Raw genomic sequence first — 26,569 nt, forward strand, 5'->3', positions numbered from 1 at the left:
CGGTTAGAGCGTAGGGGCCACACCCGTTCCCATTCCGAACACGGTCGTTAAGCCCTACAGCGCCGATGGTACTCCGCTCGAGAGAGCGCGGGAGAGTAGGCCACCGCCGGCTTCTCACACACGCGAACGCCCGTGCAGACATGCGCGGGCGTTCGTCGTTCTGCGCCCTGCCGCGGCGCCCGACTCGGCAACGTATGAATCTTGCTCCCAGTTGCTCCGTGCGCTCCACACTCGCCATCGTGGCCGGCATCCTCACCGGCGCGTACCTCATGCGCGAACGACATCGTCGCGCCGCCGCCGAGCGGTTCGCTGCCGCGAATATGGAAGCGCTTCTGAACGCCATCGACGCCAACGATGCACAGACCGGCGCGCACGTCCGCCGTGTCGCTGCGTATGCGCTTGTCGTCGCTCACGCAATGGACCTCGATGAGCATCAGAAGAAAGTCGTCGAGCACGTCGCGCTCTTTCATGACATCGGAAAGATCCATGAGGCGCTCTTCGACATCATTCACGAAGAGACAGATCTCACGCCCGGTGAGTGGCGCGCGATCTTCACCCATCCCGAGCGCGGCGCCGCTGTTCTCGCACCGCTGACTCCGTTCTATCCGGACCTCGCCGAAGGAGTGCTTGCTCACCACGAGCGATGGGATGGCACTGGATACCCCAAAGCCCTCCGTGCAGAGCGCATTCCACTTTCCGCGCGCATCGTTATGCTCGCGGATACCTTCGATGCCGTGACTCACAGCCGGCGCTACCGCGATGGGCGTGGAGCGGCGTCGGCCGCCAACGTCATCGCCTCGGGTCGTGGCACGCAATTCGACCCGGAGCTCGTCGATTTGATGCTCTTGCCGCCCGTGTTCGATCAGATTCTTGCGCAGGAGCGAGCTTTCCACCGGGTGCCGCGCGCCAACCATCACGAACGGCGACGCGGGGAGCGTGAATCCGGCACGCCCGAGGTTACGTTCCGATGGCGGAACGAAGCTCGCGAGCGGCCTGCTCCGGATCTGGCGACCCAAAGATCCCGCTGATCAGGGCGACGCCGCAGGCGCCGGCGCGGACCGCGTCGCCTGCAGTCGCCGATGTGATCCCACCGATGGCGACAGCGGGCACGGATGCCGACCGCACCAAGCGTTCGAATTCGCTAATCCCGAGCGCGATATTTGGCCGTCGCTCGGTCTGCGGGAAGACGGGTCCGACGGCGACATAATCTGCGCCCGCGGCGTGTTGCAGGTCGGCATCGTTCGCCGCCGAGCGACCGACGATGAAGTTCGCTCCCACGATGCGGCGCGTGTCGGCGATCGAAAAATCGTGAACGCCAAGATGGACGCCGGCGGCGCCGACCGCCACCGCTGCGTCGACGCGGCCATGAACGATCACTGGGATATCCAGCGCGCCAATGAGCGCCCGCGCGACGGTGGCGATCGTCTGCGCTCCCTCGTCTGGCAGCCGGAGTTGAATCATCGTCGCCCCGCCGCGTCGCGCCGCTTTCGCGCGCAGCACCAAGCCATCCATGCCGTCGCGCAGATTATCGGTGATGGCGATCAGTCGCAGCGCATCGAAGTCGGGCACAATGAGTATTTGCTAACGCGCGTGGGGCCGGCGGTGCGAGCCATCACCTGGGACGGCATCATGCTTCGAAGCCGTCGTCAGCGAATCCCAGGCTCGGCGTGCGAGGCGGCGCGCCGTTTCGTGGCTCGCGAAATCGGTGCGGAATTCGTGGTGTCCATCTGGCAGTGCCACGAAGTACTTGTATGGCACGTTCGCCGGATAGAGCGCGGCAAGAATACTCGCGCGGCCGGGAGACGCGATTGGACCGGGTGGAAGACCGGGATGCTTGTACGTGTTGTATTGGGACTCAATCTCGAGGTACTTGTAAAGCACGCGATTCTGGTGCTCGCCAAGTGCATACTGAACCGTCGGATCCGCCTGGAGGAGCATGTGGTCGCGCAACCGGTTCATGTACACCGCAGCAATGACGGGTCGTTCCTCGGGCAGGCGCGCCTCTTTCTCGACAATGGAGGCAAGCGTCACCACGTCATTTCGCGAGAGGCCGATGCTGTCGAGACGCGAGGTCCACTCGGGCCGCCAGACTTGCTCGAACCGCCGAATGCCAGTCGCAATCGCTGTGTGCGCAGTCGTTTGCGCTGGGAAAATGTACGTGTCAGGGAACACGTACCCCTCGACCGTTTCGGTCGGCAGATCGAGTTGGTGGAGGAATGCCGTGTCGCGTACGGCCACTTGCAATGATTCAGGCGGGATTGAGAGTCTCGTCGAGAACAGCGCGATGATTTGCGACAGCGAATAGCCTTCCGGAATCGTCACCGCGTGAACGAGTCCTTTGCCGCCGCGAATGGCGTCGAGTGTTGCGGCATAGCCGCTGTTTCGGCGGAGCACGTACGTGCCGGCTTTGATGTCGCGGTCGTCGCGGCGCATAAACGCATAGACGCGGAACAACCGCGGCGAGCCAATCACGCCAGCGTGAGCGAGGGAATCGGCGGCCGCGCCGAACGTGGCACCCACCGGAATCGTGACGCGTACGGGCTTGCCACTGCCGCGACCGCAGCCTGCGGCGATGACCGCAAACAGCACGCTCAATTGCGCGCACCGAGCCATAAAATCCATCGGCGCGCGCAAGGCGTCAGCTTTGTCGCGCGAGAGCCTGTTGCAACAAGATGGTTGCGGCCAGTGCATCGACCTCTCCTTTTCGCTGTCGCGTCGAGCCGCCCATCTCGCGGATTGCTCGCAGCGCCGCCGCCGTACTGAACCGCTCATCAATCAATTCCACCGGCAGACCGCTTCGCCGTTGCAAGTCCTCGGCGAGGCGCCGCACTCGAGTGGCGCGCTCTGTGTCGTCGCCATTCTCGTCGAGCGGCAAGCCGACGACGAAACCGCGCGCTTCGAGCGCAGTCGCTCGGCGAATGAGCTCGGCAATCGGTGCACGCTTACCCGCGCGCCGCAGGATGAAGCCGGCGGGCGAGGCGATCATACCCATTGGGTCGCTGATTGCGAGTCCAATGCGTCGCTCGCCATAATCGACGGCCAGCAGCCTACCACGGTCACGGCCCACGTGATGGAATGTATGGCGCTGTGAGTTGCTACCGATTGGCGAGCTGCGTTGGCGCGATCGTCACGTGCCCTGGACCATCTGCTGAAAGAATTCGCGATTATTGCGCGACCGGGACATCTGCTTCAGCAGAAACTCGATGGCATCGGTCTCGGGCATATCCGAGAGAAAGTTTCGGAGCAAGTACACGCGATTCAGTTCTTCCTGATTCAGAAGCAGCTCCTCGCGCCGTGTCCCCGATCGGTTGATGTCGATTGCGGGAAAGACGCGTCGATCGGCAATCTTGCGGTCGAGGATGAGTTCCATGTTACCGGTCCCCTTGAACTCCTCGAAGATCACCTCATCCATGCGCGATCCTGTGTCGACGAGGGCGGTCGCCACGATTGTCAGCGAACCACCCTCTTCAGTATTGCGGGCCGCACCGAAGAACCGCTTCGGCTTTTCGAGTGCCTTCGAGTCCACACCTCCGGAGAGAATTTTTCCGGAGTTTTTGATGACCACGTTGTGCGCGCGTGCGAGTCGCGTCAGCGAGTCGAGCAGGATCACCACGTCCTTTCCGTGCTCGACGAGTCGCTTCGCCTTCTCGATCACCATGTCGGCGACTTGAACGTGTCGATCGGGCGGCTCATCGAATGTCGAACTGATGATTTCGGCATTCACATTTGCCTGGAAGTCCGTCACCTCTTCCGGACGCTCGTCGATGAGCAATACGATCAGAGCAACTTCGGGCTGATTCTCTCGAATCGCGTTCGCGATCTTCTGCAAGAGAATCGTCTTGCCCGCGCGCGGCGGAGAGACGATCAGACCTCGCTGCCCCTTTCCGATCGGCGCGACGAGATCGACCACGCGCATGCTCAAGTCACCATCGCTCGTTTCGAGGCGCAGTCTGCCTTCCGGATATCTCGGTCGTAGATTGTCGAACGGGATGCGCGACTTCGCCCGTTCAGGCTCGTCGCCATTGATCGACTCGACTTTCAGCAGAGCGAGGTAGCGCTCCCATTCTTTTGGCGGTCGCACCTGACCACGCACGGTATCACCGGTGCGCAGATCGAAACGCTTGATCTGTGATGGCGAGACGTAGATGTCGTCTGGCCCGTACAGATAGTTCCAGTCCTGACTGCGAAGGAAGCCATAACCCTCCGGCAACACCTCCAGGACTCCCTCGCCTGTGAGCGTCTCGCCCCGATCGAGCAACCGCTGCTCGATTCGGAAGATGAGGTCCTGTTTGCGAAGTCCCGAATCGTTTTCGGCTCCGAGCGTGTCGGCTAGCTCGCCGAGCTCGGAGGGAGATTTGCGCTTCAACTCAGCGATGTTCACGGACGAAGTCGGCGACGGGAGCATGCCTCGGGCGATGTGCGCGTGTGGGCTTGAGGCCTGGCGTTGCTGACGCAGGAATCGACGCGAAAAGGCGCGCGCGGTTCGGCGGCGAAACGGCAAGTGAACGGCACCGCTAAGCGGTGCGCCGCCTGCTGCGGCGGAGGAGGGGTGAAAGTCATGCGAAGCTATCGGCGCCGATCGGGAGGGTCAAGGGCGCCGAGCCCGATCAGAAATGAATGTAACGGAGCGGTCGGCGGTGAATGTCGGTCATGATGAGCGTCAACTCACGCTGCGTATTGGCCATCGACTGCAGAAGCGCCGAATCGGCGTGAATTCGGCCTATGGTTCCCGTGGGCGACGTCATACGCGCATGTACGATGTCCAGCTCGTTGCGAATGTCGGCGATTTCACGAACCAGTTCGGAATCTCGGCGGAACCGGCCGTACGAGTTGCTCGGGCTCGCGATCAGTGCACGCACCGAATCGGCTCGCGCCATCGCGCTTCGCGCGCGATCGGCTAGGGTCGGCTGGTGAAGCGCCAAACCGACCGTCCCGTTTGACTCTGAGAGTCTCGAGGCCAGACGAGCCGCCTGATATTGGGCGCGCTTGAGTTGTGAGCCGCCGCGCTCAATGCTGAATGCGCCGAGCGTTCCATCGACACCGTGCAATTGCTGATTGAGCAGTTTGACGTTGTTGATGATTTCAGGGAACTGTCGTGACGCGATCGCGAACTCGGACGTGACGGTCTCCAGATCCGATTGTGGCAACGTACGGATGGTGTCGCCGGCAGCAACAACGCGTGCGTCCACGGTGCCGATCGAGAGATAGACGACGGGAGCGCCGATGAGCGTTCCGCCGGATCGAATCTGTGCGCTCGAATTGAGCCGTATTCCCTGACGAGCGCTGGCGAGGATGTCCATGTCGATCAGAACGCGATTCGAGTCGGATGCGGCAGGCGCTAGAAAGCGAACGTCTTTGACGACACCAACCTTTTGTCCACCGAGCCAGACCTCCGAGCTGCGAATGATGCCGCGTGCCTCCCCGGTTACGGCGAAAAGACGGAAGGTGGATCCGTGGAGCGTCCCGACTCGGGCGAAGACAAGCACGATGAGGCCCACGCCGGTGACTACGGCGACGGCGATGAGGCCTACGGTCAACTCCCTCCAATTAGTCCTGCGCGGCATCGATACCCCGCGTGCCTGTCTGACTCACGAATGCACTGTTGGGCTGGGCAAGGCTCGGACCAACGCGTGCCGCCGCGCTCGCGCGAGCTGTGTGGTCGCCTTTTTTGGCGGAGCGCCTCTGCTCCGTCGGGAGCAACGGTGGCGCGAAGCGCGCGCGACAGGATTCGAACCTGTGACCTTCGGCTCCGGAGGCCGACGCTCTATCCAGCTGAGCTACGCGCGCGGGTGACAGTGCGTCCGGAAAGCTATCAGTGGCCTACGCAGGGGTCAACGCGCAGAGCATCCATACGAGCATCGGGCGGGCCGCCAGTTAGCGACCCGCCCGACGCGACACACACTCGTTAGGCCGAAGCCAAGTCCCATCGTTAGGTCATGGGGCTGGCGGCGCCGTCATCACGACCAGGTCGTCGTACCAAAGCGACTGCGCGACCGGCGAGCCGTCGCCGATGTAGGGAGCGATGATGAACTGGTTGAACTGCAACGTGGGATGTGCTCCCGTGCGGAACTCCAGATCGTGCCGGTCGATGTAGAGCACGCCGTCCACCCAGTACTGGGCTACGCCATCACGCTGCGCGATCCCGTTCACGATCGAGTTCAGCTTGTAATACGCCTCCACCTTGTGCCAGTCCCCTTTGTAGTTCGGGCCGGTCGCGTCCACGAACGCCGGCTGCGCCGAGCGCCAGACCTTCACATTGTTCCAGTTCCCGCTCTGATAGCAGCTGATCTCGCTCGTGTTGTCCGGATTCCCGTTGCAGCCGCTCACGGCACGATTCTCCGTGATGCCGGTCAGATCCTGATTGATGCGCGTCACGTCGATATTCTGCGCATCCTGCGACTGAAGGAGCGGGTGCCCGCCGTCACTCATCCAGTTGTCCTCGATGTACGTCGTCAGGTAGTTGAACGACGGGCCGGCGAACTGGTCGTCGAGGGTGCTCAGGAGATAGAACTCGTGGGGATGGTAGTTATGGGCCGAGCCGACCCAGTTCGTGCTGTGCTTGATCCAGTACCGCACGTACACGGCATCGCTGGGCGTGAACAGGTGTCGGGCGTTGACGTTCGGATTCGGCTTCAAGGCGGCCTGCGCAAAGTTGGCCTGTAGCGAGTGCGCGCTGCCGGTGATGTGGTCGGTCGACGAGAGGCTCGACATCCCGCCGAGGTCGTACCAGCCCCGTGCGCCGAAATTCGTATCCTCGAAATTCTCCGAGAAGAGCACCGTGCCGCCCGTGCCGCCGGCGGTGACGTTGATCGCGTTCGACGTAGCGCTCGTGAGACCTGTCGCGGTGAACTGCAGCGTCTGGGAACCAGTGCCCGTGATTGCGAGATTGCTAAACGCCGCTGCGCCACTCGCGTTTGTGGAGACGCTGGTCGCTCCACTCAAGATACCTCCGCCACTTGCCACGGCTGCCATCACCGAGACGCCCGACTTACTCACCGCGTTGCCGTTCGCATCCTGGAGCTGGACGACCGGCTGCGGCGAGAGCGCTGCGCCGCTCGTCGCCGTCGCGCCGGGCTGCGTCGTGATCGCCAGCTTCGTGGCCGGCGGTGGCGATATCGCGATGGTAGACGAAGTCACCGACGTGAGACCGGTTGCAGTAAACTGGATCGTTTGCGCACCACTGCCCGTGATGGCGAGATTGGTGAACGACGCGACCCCACTGGCGTTGGTTGCCACGGTCGTCGTTCCACCTAACGTCCCGCCGCCGCTCGCGATCACGGCGTGCACCTGGACGCCGCTCTGGCTCACCGCGTTGCCGTTCGCATCCTGGAGCTGGACGACCGGCTGCGGCGAGAGCGCTGCGCCGCTCGTCGTCGACGCGCCGGGCTGCGTCGTGATCGCCAGCTTCGTGGCCGGCGGCGGTGGCACCGATATCGTGATGGTGGACGAAGTCACCGACGTGAGACCGGTTGCGGTAAACTGGATCGTTTGCGCACCAGTCCCCGTGATGGCGAGATTGGTGAACGCGGCGACGCCGCTCGCGGTAGTGGCGACGGTCGTCGTTCCGCCTAACGTCCCGCCGCCACTGGCGATCGCGGCGCGCACCTGAACGCCGCTCTGACTCACCGCGTTGCCGTTGGCATCCTGGAGCTGGACAACCGGCTGCGGCGAGAGCGCTGCGCCGCTCGTCGCCGTCGCGCCGGGCTGCGTCGTGATCGCCAGCTTCGTGGCCGGCGGCGGCGGCGCCGACGATACCGTGATGATTGACGAGGTGACCGATGCCAGGCCACTGGCGGTGAACTGGATGGTCTGCGCCCCACTGCCAATCAGAACGAGACTCGTGAACGAGGCTGCGCCAGCCGAATTCGTGGTTACGGTCGCGGTGCCACCGAGCGTGCCATCGCCACTGGCCACTGCCGCGGTCACGGCAATGCCTGACTGACTCACAGCGGCGCCGTTTGCATCTAGGAGCTGGACGATCGGCTGCTGTGCGAGCGTAATGCCGCTGTATGCCGTCGCCGACGGCTGTTGCGCGATCGCGAGTTGGGTTGCTGGCGGCGGCGGGGTCGTCGCAACAATGATTTCCGCGCTTCCGCTGGTGTTCTCGATGGTAGCGATGATCCTCGCACTGCCCGCCTTCATTCCCGTCACCATACCGCCAGTGGACACCCCGGCGACCGTCGCGTCGGAGGTGCTCCACGTCGCCGTTTGTCCCGAGATCACATCGCCGTTGGCATCGCGTGCCTCCGCACTAGCCTGCGTCTTCGCGCCGACCATAATCTGGCCGGAGGCCAATGTGACAACGATCGCGCTGACGGGGTTCGGCTTCGTCGTTCCCGAATCGGAAGTACACGCGACGAGAGCGAATAGGCTGCACCAGCCGATAGCCCGCCATCGCGGCGACCGCCGCTGGAAGTTCTGAGGAGTACGCATCTCGATTTCACCACTGGAAGAGTTGCGCTGCGGCGAGGAGCGTCCTCACCGTCAGCCTCGCGGTGCCGACGTAGGCTCGTCTGCTTTGCTGCGGCGTCTTCAGCAGAAATGACTCGTACACGGGTCACTGTGCTCGCTCAAGAATGACGAGTGCCGTCAGATTGCCGATACCGGGCATGTCACAATGACCAATACGCCTGTTTCGCGCGGTGATACAGATCGCACGGCGCCTGCGGTAGGTGTCACGCCGAGAACGCACAGTGTTGAGCATTCTATCATGTTATTGAGTGTTCTCTCAACGCAGTCGAGCGCGGGCAGCCATCGGGAGAGACGACCGGGACTCGGGGAGCACGGCGTGGACTCACGACGGAAAAACGAAAAGCCCGTCGGCGCACCGCCGATCGGGCTTTCGTCGTCATCGATGGTCGGGGCGACTGGATTTGAACCAGCGACCTCCTGCTCCCGAAGCAGGCGCTCTACCGGGCTAAGCTACGCCCCGCCGAACCGCGTACGATCGCGTCGTACGACGCGCCCGGAAGGACTCGAACCTCCAACCTTCTGATCCGTAGTCAGATGCTCTATCCAATTGAGCTACGGGCGCCGACTCAACGTTGCGACCGCCAAAGCGGCGCACACGTGCGCGACGACGCCCACGAAAAGCGCATCGTTGTGCAGTCAGGAAAAGTACCCGAGGCCAAAAAGTCAGTCAAGGCAAGGAGCCGGACCAGGGCACACCCTGAACGAGCGGGGAAGAACTCACGACTTTGCCCGCGAGTCCGGAGTCCCGTCCCAAACGAGGAGCATGAGCGAGTGCGCCGCGCGAGCGACTCCAAATCAGGCCGAATTGTGAGTCGCGGCACGGCGAAAAATAAAAGCCGCAGCAATTTTCGCTGCGGCTAATGGGCGGTACAAGACTCGAACTTGTGACCTCCACGATGTCAACGTGGCGCTCTAACCAACTGAGCTAACCGCCCTCGCTCGGGCACCGGTCCGCATACATCGACACCACACCGTCACCGCGAGAGCGGGAAACGGGACTCGAACCCGCGACCCCAACCTTGGCAAGGTTGTGCTCTACCAACTGAGCTATTCCCGCATGAACGCGCCGAACGGTTCAGAGGCGCAAGCACCGACCGCACCCGATCTGCACCAGCGAGTTCGTACTGCGGCCGCGGTCCTCGAGCACCACGGCGATGGAGGCGAGGGGGATCGAACCCCTGACCTCGTGAATGCCATTCACGCGCTCTCCCAACTGAGCTACGCCCCCGTTGACGGTCACGTGCGGTGTGAACTGAGGCCGGCCGTCTGGAACCGCGAAGTATAGCCCTGTGTATATGGCGTGTCAACGAAATTGGATCTAGCGAAATTGTCTGCGGCCAGTATTTTGCAGCGCCTTCAAGGGTCGCCGCCGACTCGGAAGGCGGCCGCGGATCAGCGATCGCGGCTCGTCAACCGTAGAGATGCGACAGTGCATTTTTTGGGAATCGTCGCCGCTCATAGATGCCTACCTCGACTGCGCCGAAAGCGCGAGGCCACGCACCAATGACCGAACTAAAGCGTCGTCGCCGCCGTGCGGCTCCCGCCGGGATCGCTCCGAGTGAACCGGAGCGCGACATCCTCGACCAATACCTCTATGAAGTCAGCACGTATCCGCTGCTCAAGGGTACCGAGGAGATCGACCTGGCTCGGAAGATCCGCGCTGGCGACCAGGACGCGTTGCAGGAGTTGGTGAAGCGCAACCTGCGCTTCGTCATCTCCGTCGCGAAGAAGTATCAGAACCGGGGGCTGCCGCTCATCGACTTGATCGGTGAGGGAAACGTCGGGCTGCTCACGGCTGCCCGGAAGTTCGATCCCGACCAGGGCGTGAAGTTCATTTCGTACGCAGTGTGGTGGATTCGTCAGGCAATCCTCTCGGCCCTCGCGCGTCAGGGACGTACCGTTCGAGTTCCACTCAATCGCACGGCGGATCTCTCCCGCATCATCAAGGCCTCGGAGATCCTTCGTCAGAAGTTGAATCGTGAACCAAGTCCTGATGAGCTCTCGCAGCTCACCGGATTGTCCGCTGATGTCGTGCAGTCGCTCGCGGCGTTGAATACGAGTGACGTGCGACTCGACGCGCCGATGGATCCCGAGGGTGATCGTTCTCTCATCGAGCGCTTCGTCGCCGACGAGATGCCGGACACCGAGGAGGAAGCGATGAATCGTTTCCTCAATGACGAAATCGAGCAGGCGCTCGGCACGCTGCCGCCGCGCGATGCGAAAGTGCTGCGCCTCTACTTCGGTCTCGAAGGTGGACGCGAGCACACGCTCGAGGAAATCGGCTCGATGCTCGGCGTCACGCGCGAGCGCGTTCGTCAGTTGCGCGATCGTGCGCTCAAGCGACTGCGCGAGGGTGACGTCGGACGCGCGCTCGGCAGCTTCGCTGCGTAAAGCGGTACATCGTATCGTAAATGAAGGGGCCGGTGATCACCGGCCCTTTTTTTTGTCGCATGTTGACGGCGCACTGCATGTGACTTGAGCCCTAGCGAGAGCAGTCATGCTCCGGACAGATTTCGCCTCGCCCTCCGTGCCTCGCCCGTCATGGGAGCAACTCCTTCCACATGATTCGCCTCGTCGACGTTTACAAATCGTTCGGACCCAAGCGCGTACTCGAGGGATTCAGTCTCGATGTCGCCGAGGGAGAGACGATGGTGATCATCGGCTATTCGGGCACGGGCAAATCGGTCGCGATCAAGCACATCGTTGGTTTGCTCGAGCCAGACCGCGGCGAGGTCTGGGTGGACGGTCGCGAAGTGCCTACGTTACCACGCCGCGAGCTGTACGAACTGCGTTCGCACATTGGCTACGTCTTCCAGTTCGCCGCGCTCTTCGATTCGATGATCATCGGCGAGAACGTCGCAATGGGGCTGCGCAAGCAGCAGCATCTCGAGGAATCGGAGATCCAACGACGCGTGAGCGAAGCGCTCGAGCTCGTAGATCTACCCGGTGTGCAGGCGCGCTTTCCCGCCGAGCTCTCGGGGGGCATGCGCAAGCGCGTTGGCATCGCGCGCGCGATCGCGCTGCGGCCGAAGTACATCCTCTATGACGAGCCAACGACCGGCCTCGATCCCGTGACGAGCGCGGTCATCGATGAGCTGATGGTGCGCATGCGCGAGCGGCTCGGCGTGACGAGCGTCGTCATCACCCACGACATGCGCAGCGCGTACACCGTCGGCAGCCGTATTGCGATGTTATACGAGGGGCGTGTTCAGCAAGTTGGAACTGTTGACGAAATTCGTAACACCAGCGATCCCATCGTCAGGCAGTTCATCGAAGGTCGCCCTTCGCTCGAAGAGGAGCCGTATGGCGCGCCGCCTTCGAGCATTGCCGCGGGTGCGCAGGGACCCGGAGGAGCGGGCGGAAGCAGAGGCAACGCCGAGCGGCGATGAAGCGCGCACATGCGAAGGAGGAAACCTCCGCGGGCGGGGTCGTGTATCGCGTTGCCAGCGGTGCGCCATTGTATCTCCTCATTCGGGACAGTTACAAGAATTGGGGCTTTCCAAAGGGCCACGTGGAACCAGGAGAGCGCCCCGACGACGCTGCCTTACGAGAGGTGAGCGAAGAGACGGGTCTGTCGGATCTCGCGATTCGTGGTTTGATCGAGATAATCGATTGGCATTTTCGCTTTCGCGGCAAGCTGATCCACAAGATCTGTCACTTCTATTTGATGGAAACCGCCGAGTCCTCGACGTCGCCGCAACGCACCGAGGGCATCACGGCTTGCCGATGGCTTCCGTTCAACGAAGCCGAGGAGCTGATCTCGTACGCCAACGCGCGCGACGTTTTGCGCAAAGCGCGCGCTCTCGTTCCCAGCGCCACGACGTCGCCTTCGTCCATTTAGGACTCCATGCACGTGAGTGCTCGCCAACGTCCGGCGACAACGGTCGGCACGCCATCCATTGTCATCTTCGCGCAACGTGATCGCGCCCGCGCCATCGCGCGAGCGGTGTTTCCTCGCCGACGAAATCACCTCGTCGTCACGAAGACAGCGGCGGCGTTCGCGCAGACGTTCAGGGATACGCTGGTCGACGCTGCGATTGTCGATGTCGGATCAGCGGCGACGGCAGCGGAAGAAACATGGCGCGCGGCGTCCCTTGCGCGGGAATTTCCGAGCGCGCCGTTCTTCGGACTTCTTCCACTGCGCGCCTCTGATGGACCCACGCTGGCCCAATGCGCCGCGTATGACTTTTCCGACATGCTCGTCGAAGGCGTCGACGACGGTGTCGCGCGAGACATCGTGAGCCGCGCGTCGTTCACGGCGCGATTTGCGCGCGCGCTCCACGATCCGCCGAGTGCTCTCGCGCTCTCGTCGCCTTTGCAGCAGACGACCTGGCGCTGCGTCGTCGGTCGTGCGGGACGCGGCGTGCGGACAGACTCGCTGGCGGAAGCGATGCATGTGACCCGCGAACACCTGAGTCGAACGTTCGCGGCGGATGGTGGACCGAACCTCAAGCGGGTGATCGATCTCGTTCGTCTCCTTGCCGCTGCCGAGCTGGCCAAGAATCCTGGATACGATGTCCGGGACGTCGCGAAGGTGTTAGGCTTCGCCTCCCCCTCGCATCTGTCGACGACATCACAGCGCATTGTCGGAACAAAGTCCGCCTCCCTCACTCGACTGCGCGCAGTGGATCTCATCGAGCGATTTGCGCGAGGGCACGGACGAAGCCGCAGCCAGTAGGACTCTGAACACTGCCTTACGAGGACGCGGCCAATGGTGCCGCCTTTGTTGGAGTGCTATTCTCGTCGTCGGAGGCACGCTGTCGCTCGAGATAGACGATGTAGCCGGCGAGGAGCCGGCCGACGTGGTGCGTTCGCTTCAATAGCTCTCCGTGCGCGGCGAGCGAGAGGAGGTCGGCGTGGCGCAGGATCGCGAGCTGAGTCTCGAGCCGCAGCAAGTCGCGTTTGGCCGCCCGATACAGTTGCCGTTGCTCGGGCGCGGTGTAACGTCCATACCCTTCGGCTATATGGCTCGCTACGGCGAGGGCGGTGAGGATGAGCGCATCGGTCGCGCTTTTCGTCTCGCGCCGAGCGCTGTGACGAACGACTCGGAGCACCTCGCCACCCAGGGCGACGGCCTCTTGCCAGACTTTGAGATCGCGGACCCCAGCAGCCATGGGGACAAGATGCCGCTCGGCAGCGCGCGGGTCGGTATCAATAGAATGCCCGTGGTTCCCAAACCATTTGGCGTCGGTGGACTGGGATTGTGTGCGGCTCGCGGGGCGACCGCGTCTTGCGGGAATATCCGCTTGTGATATTTTTCACAAGCGCTTCTTGGCCTTTCACCGCTGAATGATTCCGGACCTTCCCTATGGCCACCGACACGACGCTCCGACCGGGTGAGATCAAGGACATTCTGCTTCGAGAGATCGAGGCGGCCGACCTCCATGAGCTCGATGTCGAGGAGGTCGGGACGGTGCTCGAGGTGAAGGATGGTATTGCCCGCATCTACGGCCTGCAGAAGGCAATGGCGGGCGAGATGCTCGAGGTCCGCTCCTCCGAGACAGGCAATGCGGTGACGGCGCTCGCGTTGAATCTCGAGGAGGACAACATCGGCGCCGTGATTCTGGGCGACTACCTCCAGCTCAAGGAAGGCGACGAAGTCAGGCGTACGTCGCGTGTGCTCGAAGTCCCGGTAGGTCCGTCGCTGGTCGGGCGCGTCGTGGATGCATTGGGTCGGCCGATCGACGGCCAGGGCGACATCGTCGCGCCGATGACTCGAAAGGTAGAGTCCCAGGCGCCGGGTATCATCGTTAGGCAGCCAGTGAAAGAGCCCCTGCAGACAGGCCTCAAGGCGATCGACTCCATGATTCCGATCGGCCGAGGCCAGCGCGAGCTCATCATCGGCGATCGAGGCACCGGCAAGACGGCGGTCGCGATCGACACGATCATCAATCAGAAGGGACAGGGCGTCATCTGCGTCTATGTCGCCATCGGCCAGAAGGCGTCGACGGTTGCGTCGGTTGTCCAGCGGCTGCACGAAACCGGCGCGATGGAGTATTCGATCGTCGTCGTCGCATCAGCGTCTGATCCGGCGCCGATGCAATACATCGCGCCGTACTGCGGCTGCGCGATGGCGGAGTACTTCATGTACCACGAAGGTCGGCCGACGCTCTGCGTCTACGACGATCTGTCGAAGCAGGCGGCGGCCTACCGCCAGTTGTCGCTCGTGCTTCGGCGCCCGCCCGGTCGCGAAGCGTATCCGGGCGACGTCTTCTATCTGCACTCGCGACTCCTCGAACGTGCCGCCAAGCTGCGCGAGGACGCGGGTGTCGTTGATGGTAAGACTATTCTAAAGCCTGGCGGATCGTTGACGGCACTGCCGATTATCGAAACGCAGGCCGGTGACGTGTCGGCGTACATCCCGACGAACGTCATCTCGATCACCGACGGCCAGATCTTCCTCGAGGCCGATCTCTTTTTCGCCGGCGTACGTCCCGCGATCAACGTCGGCATCTCGGTTTCACGCGTCGGCGGCTCGGCGCAGGTGAAAGCCATGCGCAAAGTCGCTGGCCGTCTGCGCCTGGATCTGGCGCAGTACCGCGAGCTCGAAGCGTTCGCGGCGTTCGCGTCAGACCTCGATGCCGCCACGAAGCGACAGCTCGATCGCGGCGCTCGCACGGTCGAGGTGCTGAAGCAGGGTCAGTATCAGCCGATGGCGGTCGAGCAGCAGGTCATGATCATCTACGCGGTGACGAACGGATTCCTCGACGACGTGCCGACGCAGCATGTTCGCGCGTGGGAGCGCGGCTTCCTCGACTTCATGGCTGCCAGCTTCCCACAGGTCGGCGACGGGCTTCGCCAGGCAAGAGATCTGACGAAGGAGATCGAGGCGGATCTGCGTCGCGGCATCGAGGCGTACAAGAAGTCCGTCGGCAGCCGCGAGGAGCGGCCGACCGCCGAAGCCGCTGTTCGTTAGGCAAGACGACGCACTGGCTCCAGTCGGAACTTCGACAATGGCAAAGGGACGCGAGCTCAAAGGCCGGATCAAATCCGTCGAGAACACGCGCAAGATCACGCGCACGATGGAAATGGTTGCGGCATCGAAGATGAAACGAGCGATGGACCGCGTGGTGGCGGCGCGCCCATACGCGGGCTCGTTAGGCGAGGTCATGTCGCGGCTGTACTCGCCCGAGCTCGCCGAGCGCTTTCCGCTGCTCCGACAGCCGGCCCAGACGCGCCGGGCGGCCGTGCTGCTCATCACCGCGAACCGTGGACTCGCCGGCGCCTTCAACGCGAACCTCATTCGCGAGAGCCGGAATCTCATCGCGCGGCTCGAGCGGGACGGTGTCGAAGTCGAACTCCATGCGGTGGGCCGCAAAGGCTTTGGCTACTACCGATATATAGGACGGGCCATCGCATCGAGCCGGACCGACATCGGCGATCGACCGACGGTGCAGAACGCGGCGGAGCTCGTCGACGGATTGATGTCCGGCTTCGCGACCGGACAGGTCGACGCCGTCTACGTCGTGCACGCTCATTTCAGGTCCGCGATCTCCACTCCACCGACAACGGAGCAGATACTTCCCGTCGCGCCACCCGAGAACGAGAAGGGAAAGCAGCGGGATTATCTGCTTTTCCCGTCGGCGGAGGAAATTCTCTCATCGCTGTTGCCGGCGTACGTGCGTAACATGGTCTATCGAGCGCTCGTCGAAAGCACAGCGGCGTTTTATAGCGCTCAGCGTACGGCGATGAAGAGCGCGACCGACAACGCGAGCGACATGCTCAACATCCTTCGTCGCACCTATAACCGAGCGCGCCAGGCGAACATCACGCAGGAAATCGCTGAGATCGTCGGCGGCGCATCCGCATTGCAGGGATGAATGACGGCAGCGCGCCGCGCTCCGTCGACAGATCACTCGAGGAAACGACATGGCCGCGACAACGGCGATCAAGAATATCGGCAAAATCGTTCAGGTCATTGGACCGGTGCTCGACGTCGAATTCGAGGCCGAACACTTGCCGGAGCTCTATAACGCGCTCGACATCACGGGAAAGGCGGAGACGGGCGAGGACATTCACGTCGTCGTCGAAGTCCAGCAGCACATTGGCCGGAATCAGGTGCGCGCGGTCGCCATGTCGTCGACTGACGGCGTGGAGCGCGGCTTCGAGGTCGTCGATACGGGCGGCCCGATCACGGTGCCCGTGGGCGAGTCGGCGTTAGGACGAATCTTGAACGTGGTTGGCCAGCCCGTTGATAACGGCCCGGCCATTCCGAAGGATGCACCCCGCTGGCCGATCCATCGTAAGCGTCCGGACTTCGTCGACCTCGAGCCGAAGACGGAGATCTTCGAGACCGGCATCAAGGTCATCGACCTCGTCGCTCCGTTCGTGAAAGGCGGAAAGATCGGTCTCTTCGGCGGCGCGGGCGTGGGGAAGACAGTCGTCATTCAGGAATTGATCAACAACGTCGCGAAGGGCCATGGCGGCAGGTCAGTCTTCTGCGGCGTAGGTGAACGGACGCGCGAGGGAAACGATCTGTATCTGGAGTTCAAGGAAGCGAACATCCTGAGCCAGGTCGCTCTCATTTACGGGCAAATGAACGAGCCGCCGGGTGCGCGGCTCCGCGTCGGCCTCACGGGCCTAACGGTGGCAGAGTACTTCCGGGATACCGAAGGCGCGGACGTGCTCGTGTTCATCGACAATATCTTTCGATTCACGCAGGCGGGCTCGGAGGTGTCGGCGTTGCTCGGGCGCATGCCGAGCGCCGTCGGATATCAACCGACGCTGGCGACGGAGATGGGCGATTTGCAGGAGCGCATCACGTCGACTCGTAACGGGTCGATCACGTCGGTGCAGGCGATCTACGTTCCGGCGGACGATATCACCGATCCCGCACCGGCGACTGCCTTCGCGCACCTGGACGCGACGGTCGTGCTCTCGCGCGCCATTACGGAGCTCGGGATTTATCCCGCGGTCGATCCGCTCTCGTCATCGTCGCGAATCCTCGATGCGCAGTTCATCGGTGAGCGACACTATAAGGTTGCAACCGAGGTGCAGCGCATTCTGCAGCGTTACAAGGAGCTGCAGGACATCATCGCGATTCTCGGCATGGACGAGCTTTCGGAAGAAGACAAGCGAATCGTGGCGCGTGCCCGTCGCGTGCAGCGCTTCATGTCGCAGCCGTTCGCGGTCGCGCAGCAGTTCACCGGCATCATCGGCAAGTACGTAAAGCTCGAGGAAACGGTCTCGTCATTCGAGCGCCTCGTGTCCGGCGAATTCGACAACCTGCCTGAGCAGGCGTTCTTCATGGCCGGCAGCATCGAGGATGTCGCCGAGAACGCCAAGCGGTTGGCTCAGAGCTGATCGACGGGAACAAATGCTAACAGTTACTGTCATTTCGCCAGAAGCCGTTCTCTTCGAGGGCACGAGCGAGTCTGTCGTGGCACCGGCGTTCGATGGGGAAGTTGGCATCCTCACCGGTCATGCCCCGATGATGACGCTGTTGGGCAGGGGAACGCTCCGAATTGGAGGGGCCGAGCGCCGCTTCCTGATCGAGGGCGGATTTCTACAGGTCGTCGACAACCAAGTGCGAGTCGTGACGGAGCGCGCGCAGGTAGCCTAACGGCGGAGCGAATTGCCGGCATAACGAAGGGGCGCCCACGGGAATTGGCGCCCCTTTTTCTTTGAAGGTGCCCGCTAGTCTGTGCCGCGCGAGCTGACGACCTGGATGACGCCCCCCAGGTTGCCGAGTCCGAAACGGGATTGCGCTTCGCTCGCGCCGTAGAAGCGGATGGAGGAGGCCGATGTGCTTGGCATCTGCTGCAGCACTTCGACGCCGCCAGCGCGTTGCGAATCGAGATAGACGTTTATTGTGTAATTGGCCTCCGCGCGCACAGCAGTGGGCGGGCTACGGAGCCAGTTGGGCCGTAAAGCCCGGACGACGTCGTAAAGCGTTGGTTGGTGCGAGTTCTCGATATCGTCGCGAGTGATCAGCGCATCACTGTTTGTCGATTTCTGAGCGCCGCCAGTGGATGCGCACGAGGCGGTCCAGCAAAGCAGGATGCACAGCAACGCCGTCAGCAATCGTCGCGAGCTGCCACTAGACAGATGTTTGCGCAAATGGCCGCGCGTGACGGTGCGTTGATCGAAAGGCACGCTAAGCTCCGGTGGGTGGTCGACGAATCGTGCGAGTTGTTGATTGTCGCCGCAAGGTGTCGACGAGACGGTCCGTCCCGGAATTCCGGTACACTGACACCCTTGCGGATTGCGTGCACCGCGCCATACGTTGGCCGCGCCAGGAAAGTGGCGAACCAAAAGAGCCATCAGCCGGTTAGTCCCACGTTAAGTGTTGCGCCGCCACCACGATGTGACTTCTGGTCCCACTTGGTTGGTTAGCGTTTCGTGAATTGTCGCGACACCGATCGACCCCTCGAGCCAGCCGGGTTATGGGCTGTGAGCGGATGGTCGGCCCGTCCTACGTTGTGAAGCTTTTCTGTCGCCGTTGGCACTTTCCCGCTGGTAAGCAGTCGTCGCGTTGAAAGGATTCCGCGCCTCGTGCGCGGTGCAGGTTCTTCGGCAATCAATGCAAAGCTCTCGTGTGGCGTCGCCGGCCCGACGCGTCGCACGGTTCCCGGGGCGCGCGAACGCGCGCTTTCATCATCTCCAACGCGTGAGACGAACACCATGAGTCGTGCTCGAATCGTGGCCGTGGCCCTATGCGCCATAGCGCTCACGGGGGCGGGGGGCGCCGTCGCCCAGGCACAGAACGCCGTGATCTCCGGTAGGGTGACCACGGACTTTGGACAACCAATCGAGGGAGCAAACGTCTTCATCACCGAGATGAGTGTCTCGGTCCGCAGTGATGCGTCGGGGAACTACACGATCAACCTCCCGGCGGCTCGCGTCGATGGACGTCAGGCGAACCTGCGGGCACGCGCGTTCGGTCGCGCGCCGACGGTTCGTCTGATCAATATCACGCCGGGCGCGCAGACCGTGAATTTCTCGCTGAAGGAAGACGTCAATCGGCTCGCAGAAGTCGTGGTCACGGGCGTAACGGCTGGAACGGAGCAGAAGAATCTTCCGTTCCAGGTGGCGCACGTCGATCAGAGCGAGATGCCGGTACCAGGCGCGACCAACGTACTGTCGCAGCTTGCCGGCAAAGTGCCGGGCCTCGAGATCGTGCAGGCGAGCGGCCGGCCGGGGAGCGCGCCGGCTGTCATGCTACGCGGTCCGAAGTCGATCAACGGAACGGGGCGCGGCCAGGATCCGCTCTACATCGTCGACGGCATCATCCTCAACCCGGGCATCGGCGTCAACCAACTCGGAACGGCGCTCTCGCTGCAGGGCGGCACCCTCGCCGACATCAATCCGGCGGACATCGAAAGCGTCGAAGTCGTGGAGGGCGCGGCGGCGGCGTCGCTGTACGGGTCTCGCGCAGCGAACGGCGTCATATCCATTACGACGAAGTCCGGACGCAATGCTGGATCGGGCATCCACTACAACGTGCGCACTGAATACGGCGGAAGCGATATCGAGCACACCTTCCCATATTCCGACTACAGCATGATGATGATGGACGAGACGCAGAAGCGCTTCTGCGTCATCACGAGCGCCGGGCCGTGCGCACAGACGGTGGACTTCGGCGAAGAGGCGCTCCGCGTCAATCAGCTCGGCGGCGTCGTTGCGCTTTCGCCTGTGGGCTTCCGACAGGACTTCGGCATCTCGTCGGCGGCGAAGGCGCCGCTGCTTCGGAATCTATATGAAGTGAACGCGTTCCCGGTGACGTACAATCCGCTCGCCCAAATGGTGACGAGCGGGCAGTTCACGAACACGACGCTCGACGCTTCGGGGAACAATGGCGGAACGAGCTATTTCGTGAGCGGCTCGAACCTGTGGCAGCAAGGCTCGATTAGGAGCCTAACGGGGTTCAAGCGGAATTCGGTGCGCGTCAACGTCGATCAGAACGTAGGCAACGATTGGACGTTCGGCGCCCGCACCTACTATTCGCGTGCGTGGCAGGACGGTAGCAACGCGGAGAACGGCAACGGCTTCTTCACCCTCACGCGGTCGCCGGCCGCCGTGAACCTGCTTGCGACGGACGATCAGGGGCGTTTGTACGTGCGATCGAATCCGCTCAATCAAGGCTCGCAGAACTACAACCCGCTGTACTACTTCGAGAATCGACGCCAGAACGATCTGGACGATCGATTCCTCGGCAACCTGACGGCTCGGTACACGCCAACGAGCTGGCTCGATCTCGATGCGAACGGAAGCTACGATCGCACGAACTCGAGCGGTTTGTTCATGTACGACAAGGGGTTCCGCACGACCGCGATCTCGTCTGACAACCTTGGCTCGCAGAGTCACTACGCGGGCTACGGGCAGTCGTACAACACCGCGATCAACGGGTCGGCGCACCGGAGCTGGGGGAACCTAACGGCGCGGTACACGGCGCGGTATTTGTACGAGCAGCAGGACATCTACAGCGAGGCGTTGAACGGGTCGACACTTGCCGTCGCCGGCCTGACGACGGCGAAGGACGCGACGACGGGGTTCGGTCTGAACTCGACGACGCAGTCCATTCGGTCCGTCGGTATCACGAACGGCATCACGGCGGACTGGAAGAGCCGGTACTTCATCGACGCATTGGTCCGGCGTGACGGAAGCTCACTCTTCGGAAGCGACAATCGTTGGGCGAACTATGGCCGCGCTTCCGCGGCGTGGCGCATTTCGGACGAGTCGTGGTGGTTCCTCTCGTCGGTAAACGACCTGAAATTCCGCGCGTCGTACGGCACGGCTGGCGGTCGGCCGCCGTTCGTCGCCCAGTATGAGACGTACACGATCGGCACGGGTGGCTCGCTCTCGCCGAACACACAGGGCAATGCCCACCTGCGCCCTGAGACGACCTACGAGACGGAATTGGGCGCTGACATGGAGATCCTGCACCGCTACGGTTTGAACCTGACATTGGCGCACGACATCACGAAGGATCAGATCCTGCCCGTGCCACTTCCGGCATCGCAGGGCTTCAACCAGGTGTGGACGAACGCGGGCACGCTCGACAACAAGACGATCGAGCTCTCGCTCAACGTTCCAATCCTGCAGCGGCGCAACCTCGGATGGTCGGCGCGATTCAACTACGACCGCACGATCACGATGGTCACGCAGCTCAACGAAGCGCCATTCTTGTACGGCACGGACTACCAGAACTCCGGTTCGGTGTTCTACTTACAGGCCGGATATCCGTACGCTGAGTTCTATGGACGTCAGTTCGTGACGAGCTGCGGTCAGCTGCCTTCAGCGTTCCAGTCGCAGTGCGGCGGCGCTGGCAGCGCCTTCCAGAAGAACAGCGACGGTATGATCGTCTGGGTCGGACAGGGCAATTCGTTAGGCGATGGCATCACGAAGAACCTGTGGAACGCGGTGCTTCCGAACGGGCAGGCTCCATGGAGCAAGCAGCTCAACTGGGGTATGCCTATCAAAGTGCGCGATCCCGCCACCGGATCATCGGCCAACGTGTACCTGGGTAGTGCGCTTCCGAAGTTCCGCATCAGCCACTCGCAGACCTTCAACTACAAGAAGTTGTTCCTGTACGCGTTGGTCGACGGTTCCTTCGGTCAATATGTGTGGAATGAAGCGCGCGCGTGGTCGTTCGGCGATTACCAGGACCGTGAGGAAGACCAGCACGGCAAGAGCGTCGCGGACGCGAAGCCGCTTGGTTACTACTGGCGGCAAGGCCCGGCCGACGCCGGAATCGGCACGGGCGGCTTGTATGACGCGTTAGGTGTGAACAGCGTGAACCTCGAGAAGGCGAGCTACGCCAAGATTCGCGAGGTCAACATCTCGTACAACTACGGAGCGGTGCGCGGCGTGGGCGATTGGACGATCGGACTGATCGGCCGGAACCTGAAGACGTTCACGAACTACAGCGGCTATGATCCGGAAGTCGGCGTCACGAATGCCGGCAGCACGTCGGGATCGGGTGCGGTGAACGGCATCGACGCGTACCAGTTCCCCAATCTTCGCACATTCTCGCTCAGCCTTAGCACTCGCTTCTAAGCACGCGCCTCGCGGGGGAACGACGAACTTGTCCTCCGCGAGGTGTGACCTTCCACGAGGTGAATTCGAATGAGAAAATTGGCTACCGGCCTCGTTATGGTCGCTGCCACTGTCGCAGCTGCGGCGTGCAAGGATGCGCTTTCGGTCACTAACCCGAACAATCCGAACATCGCGCAGGTGCTAGCGACGGGCACGGACATCGAGGCCGTCTTCGCTCAGGGATACCTGCAGGTCGGCTTCACTGGCAGCGGCATTCACACCAACAACCTCGCGCCGCAACTCAACGCCATGTCCCTCGAGAACTACGGCAACGTGGCGAATTTCGATATGGTGTATCGGGCCGCGATTCCGCGACTATTCATCGATAACTCGGTGAACAACACAGGCGACGCTGTTCACTACGCCGACTTCCAGAACATGCAGAAGCTTGCCCGGACGATCTCGATTGCCATCGCGGCGCTCGACAAGTTCACCGGCAGCGGCAAATCGCTCGGATCGCCTTCGCAGGACGCGAGAGCAAGGGCGTGGGGCTTTTTCGAGCTCGGCCTTTCGTTAGGCAATACCGCGTTGGTGTATGACTCGGCCTCCATCGTCTATCCCACGACGCCGACGACCGGTCCACCTCAACCGCTCAGCGGTTACGCCGCTGCCATGACAGCGGCCCTCGGCGATCTCGACAGCGCGTTGACCATCGCACGATCGTCAGCGGTCACCTCCAATCTCGCGGCGTTCACGTCACCTTGGATCAATGGCCTCAACGTCGATCAGCCCGGTTTCATCGCGATGGTGCGCTCGTACCAGGCCAGATTCCGCGCTGGCGTAGCGCGAACTCCGGCTGAACGCGCGGCGGTGAACTGGGATCAAGTGATTGCCGACGCAACGAATGGCATCACGGCGGATATCGTAGTGAAGCTCTCGATTCAGGCCGGATGGCAGCAGCGGGAGGTCACGAACGCGTATCGCTACCAGGGCTGGGGCGATGCGTCTATGATGTACCTCGGAATGGCTGATACGTCGGGAGCGTATGATGCGTGGCTCGCGACGTCGATGGTCAATCGTCAGTCTTTCCTCATCAGGAGCGGCGATAATCGCTGGCCATTCGGTGAGGATCGCACGAGCCAGACGACGCTATCAGGCGGATCCAACGGGGTGCCCGGCACGACAGGCCTGTACTTCCGGAACAGACCGCCAGGTGAGGATCCGCCAGGCGATCCTTGGGGCACTTCGTTCTACGATCACTTCCGGTTTCGCTACCTGACTGTCAATAACTCGGACAACGCGGGCCCGTGGATCGAGATGTCTCAGTCCGAGATGAATCTGCTCGCGGCTGAGGGCTACATCCGGAAAGGTAACTTCGCGGCGGCGGCTCCTTTGATCGATGCGAGTCGAACGAAGCACAATCTGCCGCCGCTTACGGGCAACGTTGCGGATGGCACGTCGCCGGTACCGGGCGCCACCTACACGGCCGTACTGGATACGGTGATTGTGAACGACACCGTGCCGGGCAAGAAAGACACAATCATCACGATCAACCACTATAACATGACGGCGGTCGTCCCAGGGAAGCAGAACTGCGTCCCGCGCGTGCCAGCAGGCCCGAGTGGGCCAACGGCATGCGGTAATATGATGGAGGCACTGAAGTATGAATATCGCCTCGAGACCTACTTCACTGGATATGGTCAGTGGTTCCAAGCAGAGCGCGGATGGGGTGATCTCGTCGAAGGTACGCCGCTGCAGTTCCCTGTGCCTTATGAAGAAATGCAGGTCCGACTCGAGTCATTCTACAATCTTGGCGGCGTCGGCAATTCGTCGGCCGCGGCGAAGGGCACGTACGGATTCTGATGAGACGGTCGTTGGTTGCAGTACCTGCCCTAACGGCGATGGCGCTCCAAAGCGGTTGCTATCGTTACATACCGATGGGCGGCGTCACGCCAGTCACTGGTGAGCGCTACACGTTTGACATCACCGACGCCGGGCGAGTCGGTCTTGCGGACCGACTCGGCCCAGGCGTGCTGAAGGTGGAAGGGACGCTCGTTAAGCAGACGGACGATGCGTACGTCGTGAGCGTCGCCGGGATCGATGTGCTCAACGGCGGCTCCAGTCACTGGACCGGAGAGCAGGTGCCGTTGAATACGGGCTACATCGGAAGCGTAGAGAAGCGCCAGTTCTCACCCGGGCGGACGTGGGTTGCCGTCGGTGCGGCAGCTCTCGCGCTGACCGCGTTCATCGTGACGCGAGGGTTGAGCGGGACGGGATCACCACCGGTTGGCGGGACGGGCGGCCCGCCGAGCGGGTCGTAAGAACTCTCTAAGCTCGTACGGACGCCGCATCGTACATAGATAGCCATCAAGATATTCTGGAGACTTCCTTCATGAGACTACTTCGCTTTGCGCCGTTTGCACTGGCCGGCGCCGTGATCCTTGGTTGCAAACAGGACATCACGGGGACCAACACGGATGTCCCGTCGCTGGCGTACGTGCGCTACGTGCACGCGATGCCTGATACCGGCGAAGTGGACGTCCACCTCGTCGACGCCGTCGAGAATCTCAACTTCGGCGACCCGTCGACGGGCTACACGCCCTATCGCACCGTCACACAGTACACAGGTATTGTCCCGGGAGCTCGCCACTTCCGTGTGTTCACCAACATGCAGAGCACGGATATCAACGTCGTGTCGCAGGTGATCTTCGATACCACGCTAACTCTCGCGGCCAGCACGTACTATACCATCCTGCACACCGGCTATGCGCGCACCGGAGTGACGCCGCATCAGCACTTCGTGCTCTTGACCGACGCTCCGCCGGCGGTGACTGCAAGCCAGGTCGCGGTTCGCGCGATCGTGGCCACGCCAGGACTTGGTCCGGTCGACCTCGACAAGACAGCCGACACGACGACGGCAGCGACGCTTCCGGCCTCACCGACGTTCGCGAACGTCGCTTTCGGAACGCCGACCGCCTTCTCGATGTTCGCCACCGGCGCCGCCGCGTTCCGCGCCTTCAACCAGGGAACGACGAGTCCAATTTTGGCCAAGGTTCAGGCTCCGGCGGGCGCGGCGCAGCAGGCGCTGCTCGATCCCGTCGCCGGCGTCACGGTTGGCGGGACGGCGTTGACGGCGTTCATCTTTGAACGAGGAGTTGCCGGAAGCCCGAACACCAAGATCACGACCGCAGGTATCGTTTACGGCGTCGACGTTCGGCCGCCGCGGCAGTAGAAGGAATCGCGAAGTGGGAAAATCGAGCGCGCCGACGATGAGTCGGCGCGCTCGATTTTCCATGTGGGACGTTACGGCTCGAAAGCGTTTGTCGACATTTCCGCCCATTGCGATCGTCCGTACTGGTACGATCACGTCGAGGAGCTGCTCGAACGCTACGCCGCCAGGAGCGTGCGCCGCCTCTCCGCCAGAAAAGGCAAACGTTCCACATCGAGAGGCGGCCGGTCCAACGTCGCAGGCGACGGCTCCAACTCTGAAGGCGACCGCGGCAAAAACTCGCGCGCCGGTGCCGTATAGGTAGCCGTCGCTACCAAATCATGAGCCGCCCGCGACAAAATAGAGGGCGACGCGCACACTTCGTTAGGCGACGCGCGCAAAACTCGAGACGCCGTCTGCTCAGAGCGAGTGCACCGCGGCAACGTATGACACGACCGCGGCAAAGTATGACACGACCGCGGCAAAGTTGGCAGTCTACCCTCATTTGTTGGCAGGCGACGCCCGCACTTCACCACACGACCGCGACTTTGCATGACACGACCGCGGCTTCGCATGACACGACCGCGGCTTCGCATGACACGACCGCGGCTTCGCATGACACGACCGCGGCAAAGCCTGACACGACCGCGACAAAGTTGGCAGTCTTCCCTCGTTTGTTGGCAGGCGACGCCCGCATTTCACGACACGACCGCGGCAAAATATGACACGACCGCGGCAATGCACGACACGACCGCGGCAAAGCGTGACACGACCGCGACAAAGTTGGCAGTCGACCCTCATTTGTTGGCAGGCGACGCCCGCACTTCACCACACGACCGCGGCTTCGCATGACACGACCGCGGCTTCGCATGACACGACCGCGGCTTCGCATGACACGACCGCGGCTTCGCA

The 26,569-nt window shown here is 62.4% G+C and carries 21 protein-coding genes, 6 tRNA genes and 1 rRNA gene; 14 read left to right on the plus strand and 14 right to left on the minus strand.

What is annotated here, in order from left to right; genetic code table 11:
* Window positions 1-112 (plus strand): 5S ribosomal RNA (gene rrf, locus VGH98_08135); the annotation flags it as partial.
* Window positions 113-218: 106 nt separating this feature from the next.
* Window positions 219-1,028 (plus strand): HD domain-containing phosphohydrolase, encoded by an 810-nt coding sequence (locus VGH98_08140; GenBank protein ID HEY2375932.1) that lies wholly within the window; start codon window positions 219-221, stop codon window positions 1,026-1,028.
* Here VGH98_08140 and VGH98_08145 read toward each other — a convergent pair.
* The 12 genes from VGH98_08145 to VGH98_08200 form a co-directional block, all read right to left on the minus strand.
* Window positions 958-1,569 (minus strand): thiamine phosphate synthase, encoded by a 612-nt coding sequence (locus tag VGH98_08145; GenBank protein HEY2375933.1) that lies wholly within the window; start codon window positions 1,567-1,569, stop codon window positions 958-960. The genes VGH98_08140 and VGH98_08145 overlap by 71 nt on opposite strands.
* 12 nt (window positions 1,570-1,581) lie before the next feature.
* Entirely contained in the window at window positions 1,582-2,613 is a 1,032-nt protein-coding gene (gene mltG / locus VGH98_08150) for an endolytic transglycosylase MltG (GenBank protein ID HEY2375934.1), read from the minus strand.
* Between the two features lie 25 nt (window positions 2,614-2,638).
* Window positions 2,639-3,067, minus strand: coding sequence for a Holliday junction resolvase RuvX (gene ruvX, locus VGH98_08155; GenBank protein HEY2375935.1), 429 nt, complete (start codon window positions 3,065-3,067; stop codon window positions 2,639-2,641).
* A gap of 60 nt (window positions 3,068-3,127) precedes the next feature.
* Window positions 3,128-4,381 carry a transcription termination factor Rho gene (rho, locus tag VGH98_08160; GenBank protein HEY2375936.1) on the minus strand — a complete coding sequence of 418 codons (1,254 nt, stop codon included), beginning with the start codon at window positions 4,379-4,381 and terminating at the stop codon, window positions 3,128-3,130.
* A gap of 226 nt (window positions 4,382-4,607) precedes the next feature.
* Entirely contained in the window at window positions 4,608-5,564 is a 957-nt protein-coding gene (locus tag VGH98_08165; protein ID HEY2375937.1) for an MlaD family protein, read from the minus strand.
* Window positions 5,565-5,713: 149 nt separating this feature from the next.
* A tRNA-Arg gene (locus tag VGH98_08170) sits at window positions 5,714-5,787 on the minus strand.
* 147 nt (window positions 5,788-5,934) lie between these two features.
* Window positions 5,935-8,433: an Ig-like domain-containing protein gene (locus VGH98_08175; protein ID HEY2375938.1), complete on the minus strand. Its 2,499-nt coding sequence runs from the start codon at window positions 8,431-8,433 to the stop codon at window positions 5,935-5,937.
* Between the two features lie 422 nt (window positions 8,434-8,855).
* Window positions 8,856-8,932 (minus strand) — tRNA-Pro (locus tag VGH98_08180).
* 28 nt (window positions 8,933-8,960) lie between these two features.
* A tRNA-Arg gene (locus VGH98_08185) sits at window positions 8,961-9,034 on the minus strand.
* A 299-nt stretch (window positions 9,035-9,333) separates the two neighbouring features.
* Window positions 9,334-9,407 (minus strand) — tRNA-Val (locus VGH98_08190).
* A gap of 49 nt (window positions 9,408-9,456) precedes the next feature.
* Window positions 9,457-9,529 (minus strand) — tRNA-Gly (locus VGH98_08195).
* A 98-nt stretch (window positions 9,530-9,627) separates the two neighbouring features.
* A tRNA-Ala gene (locus VGH98_08200) sits at window positions 9,628-9,700 on the minus strand.
* A gap of 275 nt (window positions 9,701-9,975) precedes the next feature.
* On the opposite strand from VGH98_08200, the gene VGH98_08205 reads away from it, so the two are divergent.
* The 4 genes from VGH98_08205 (at window position 9,976) to VGH98_08220 (ending at window position 13,150) form a co-directional block, all read left to right on the plus strand.
* Window positions 9,976-10,863 carry an RNA polymerase sigma factor RpoD/SigA gene (locus VGH98_08205; GenBank protein ID HEY2375939.1) on the plus strand — a complete coding sequence of 296 codons (888 nt, stop codon included), beginning with the start codon at window positions 9,976-9,978 and terminating at the stop codon, window positions 10,861-10,863.
* A 170-nt stretch (window positions 10,864-11,033) separates the two neighbouring features.
* Window positions 11,034-11,861: an ABC transporter ATP-binding protein gene (locus tag VGH98_08210; protein HEY2375940.1), complete on the plus strand. Its 828-nt coding sequence runs from the start codon at window positions 11,034-11,036 to the stop codon at window positions 11,859-11,861.
* Window positions 11,858-12,313: an NUDIX hydrolase gene (locus tag VGH98_08215; GenBank protein HEY2375941.1), complete on the plus strand. Its 456-nt coding sequence runs from the start codon at window positions 11,858-11,860 to the stop codon at window positions 12,311-12,313. Before VGH98_08210 ends, VGH98_08215 begins: the two co-directional genes overlap by 4 nt.
* A 12-nt stretch (window positions 12,314-12,325) precedes the next feature.
* Window positions 12,326-13,150: a helix-turn-helix domain-containing protein gene (locus tag VGH98_08220; GenBank protein ID HEY2375942.1), complete on the plus strand. Its 825-nt coding sequence runs from the start codon at window positions 12,326-12,328 to the stop codon at window positions 13,148-13,150.
* Between the two features lie 16 nt (window positions 13,151-13,166).
* Here VGH98_08220 and VGH98_08225 read toward each other — a convergent pair whose 3' ends face one another.
* Window positions 13,167-13,586 (minus strand): four helix bundle protein, encoded by a 420-nt coding sequence (locus tag VGH98_08225; protein HEY2375943.1) that lies wholly within the window; start codon window positions 13,584-13,586, stop codon window positions 13,167-13,169.
* Between the two features lie 194 nt (window positions 13,587-13,780).
* On the opposite strand from VGH98_08225, the gene atpA reads away from it, so the two are divergent.
* Genes atpA through atpC form a run of 4 tightly spaced genes read left to right on the plus strand, consistent with a single transcriptional unit; the run spans window position 13,781 to window position 18,034 of the window.
* Window positions 13,781-15,388: a F0F1 ATP synthase subunit alpha gene (gene atpA, locus VGH98_08230; GenBank protein HEY2375944.1), complete on the plus strand. Its 1,608-nt coding sequence runs from the start codon at window positions 13,781-13,783 to the stop codon at window positions 15,386-15,388.
* A gap of 37 nt (window positions 15,389-15,425) precedes the next feature.
* The gene (gene atpG, locus VGH98_08235) at window positions 15,426-16,292 is read left to right on the plus strand and encodes an ATP synthase F1 subunit gamma (GenBank protein HEY2375945.1); all 867 of its coding nucleotides are present in this window, start codon (window positions 15,426-15,428) and stop codon (window positions 16,290-16,292) included.
* A 49-nt stretch (window positions 16,293-16,341) separates the two neighbouring features.
* Window positions 16,342-17,775: a F0F1 ATP synthase subunit beta gene (gene atpD, locus VGH98_08240; GenBank protein HEY2375946.1), complete on the plus strand. Its 1,434-nt coding sequence runs from the start codon at window positions 16,342-16,344 to the stop codon at window positions 17,773-17,775.
* A gap of 13 nt (window positions 17,776-17,788) precedes the next feature.
* Window positions 17,789-18,034 carry an ATP synthase F1 subunit epsilon gene (gene atpC, locus VGH98_08245; GenBank protein ID HEY2375947.1) on the plus strand — a complete coding sequence of 82 codons (246 nt, stop codon included), beginning with the start codon at window positions 17,789-17,791 and terminating at the stop codon, window positions 18,032-18,034.
* A gap of 74 nt (window positions 18,035-18,108) precedes the next feature.
* On the opposite strand, the gene VGH98_08250 is transcribed toward atpC, so the two are convergent.
* Window positions 18,109-18,495, minus strand: a complete 387-nt coding sequence (locus VGH98_08250) for a hypothetical protein (protein ID HEY2375948.1) — start codon at window positions 18,493-18,495, stop codon at window positions 18,109-18,111.
* 600 nt (window positions 18,496-19,095) lie between these two features.
* Between VGH98_08250 and VGH98_08255 the strand changes: the two genes are divergently transcribed.
* The 4 genes from VGH98_08255 (at window position 19,096) to VGH98_08270 (ending at window position 25,681) form a co-directional block, all read left to right on the plus strand.
* Window positions 19,096-22,470, plus strand: coding sequence for a SusC/RagA family TonB-linked outer membrane protein (locus VGH98_08255; GenBank protein HEY2375949.1), 3,375 nt, complete (start codon window positions 19,096-19,098; stop codon window positions 22,468-22,470).
* Between the two features lie 69 nt (window positions 22,471-22,539).
* Window positions 22,540-24,312, plus strand: a complete 1,773-nt coding sequence (locus VGH98_08260) for a hypothetical protein (GenBank protein ID HEY2375950.1) — start codon at window positions 22,540-22,542, stop codon at window positions 24,310-24,312.
* Window positions 24,312-24,770: a hypothetical protein gene (locus tag VGH98_08265; GenBank protein HEY2375951.1), complete on the plus strand. Its 459-nt coding sequence runs from the start codon at window positions 24,312-24,314 to the stop codon at window positions 24,768-24,770. The genes VGH98_08260 and VGH98_08265 overlap by 1 nt, the downstream gene beginning before the upstream one ends.
* Window positions 24,771-24,841: 71 nt before the next feature.
* Window positions 24,842-25,681, plus strand: a complete 840-nt coding sequence (locus tag VGH98_08270) for a DUF4397 domain-containing protein (protein HEY2375952.1) — start codon at window positions 24,842-24,844, stop codon at window positions 25,679-25,681.
* The last annotated feature ends 888 nt before the right edge of the window (window positions 25,682-26,569 follow it).

It is taken from the genome of Gemmatimonadaceae bacterium, assembly GCA_036496605.1.
Classification (GTDB): Bacteria; Gemmatimonadota; Gemmatimonadetes; order Gemmatimonadales; family Gemmatimonadaceae; genus AG2.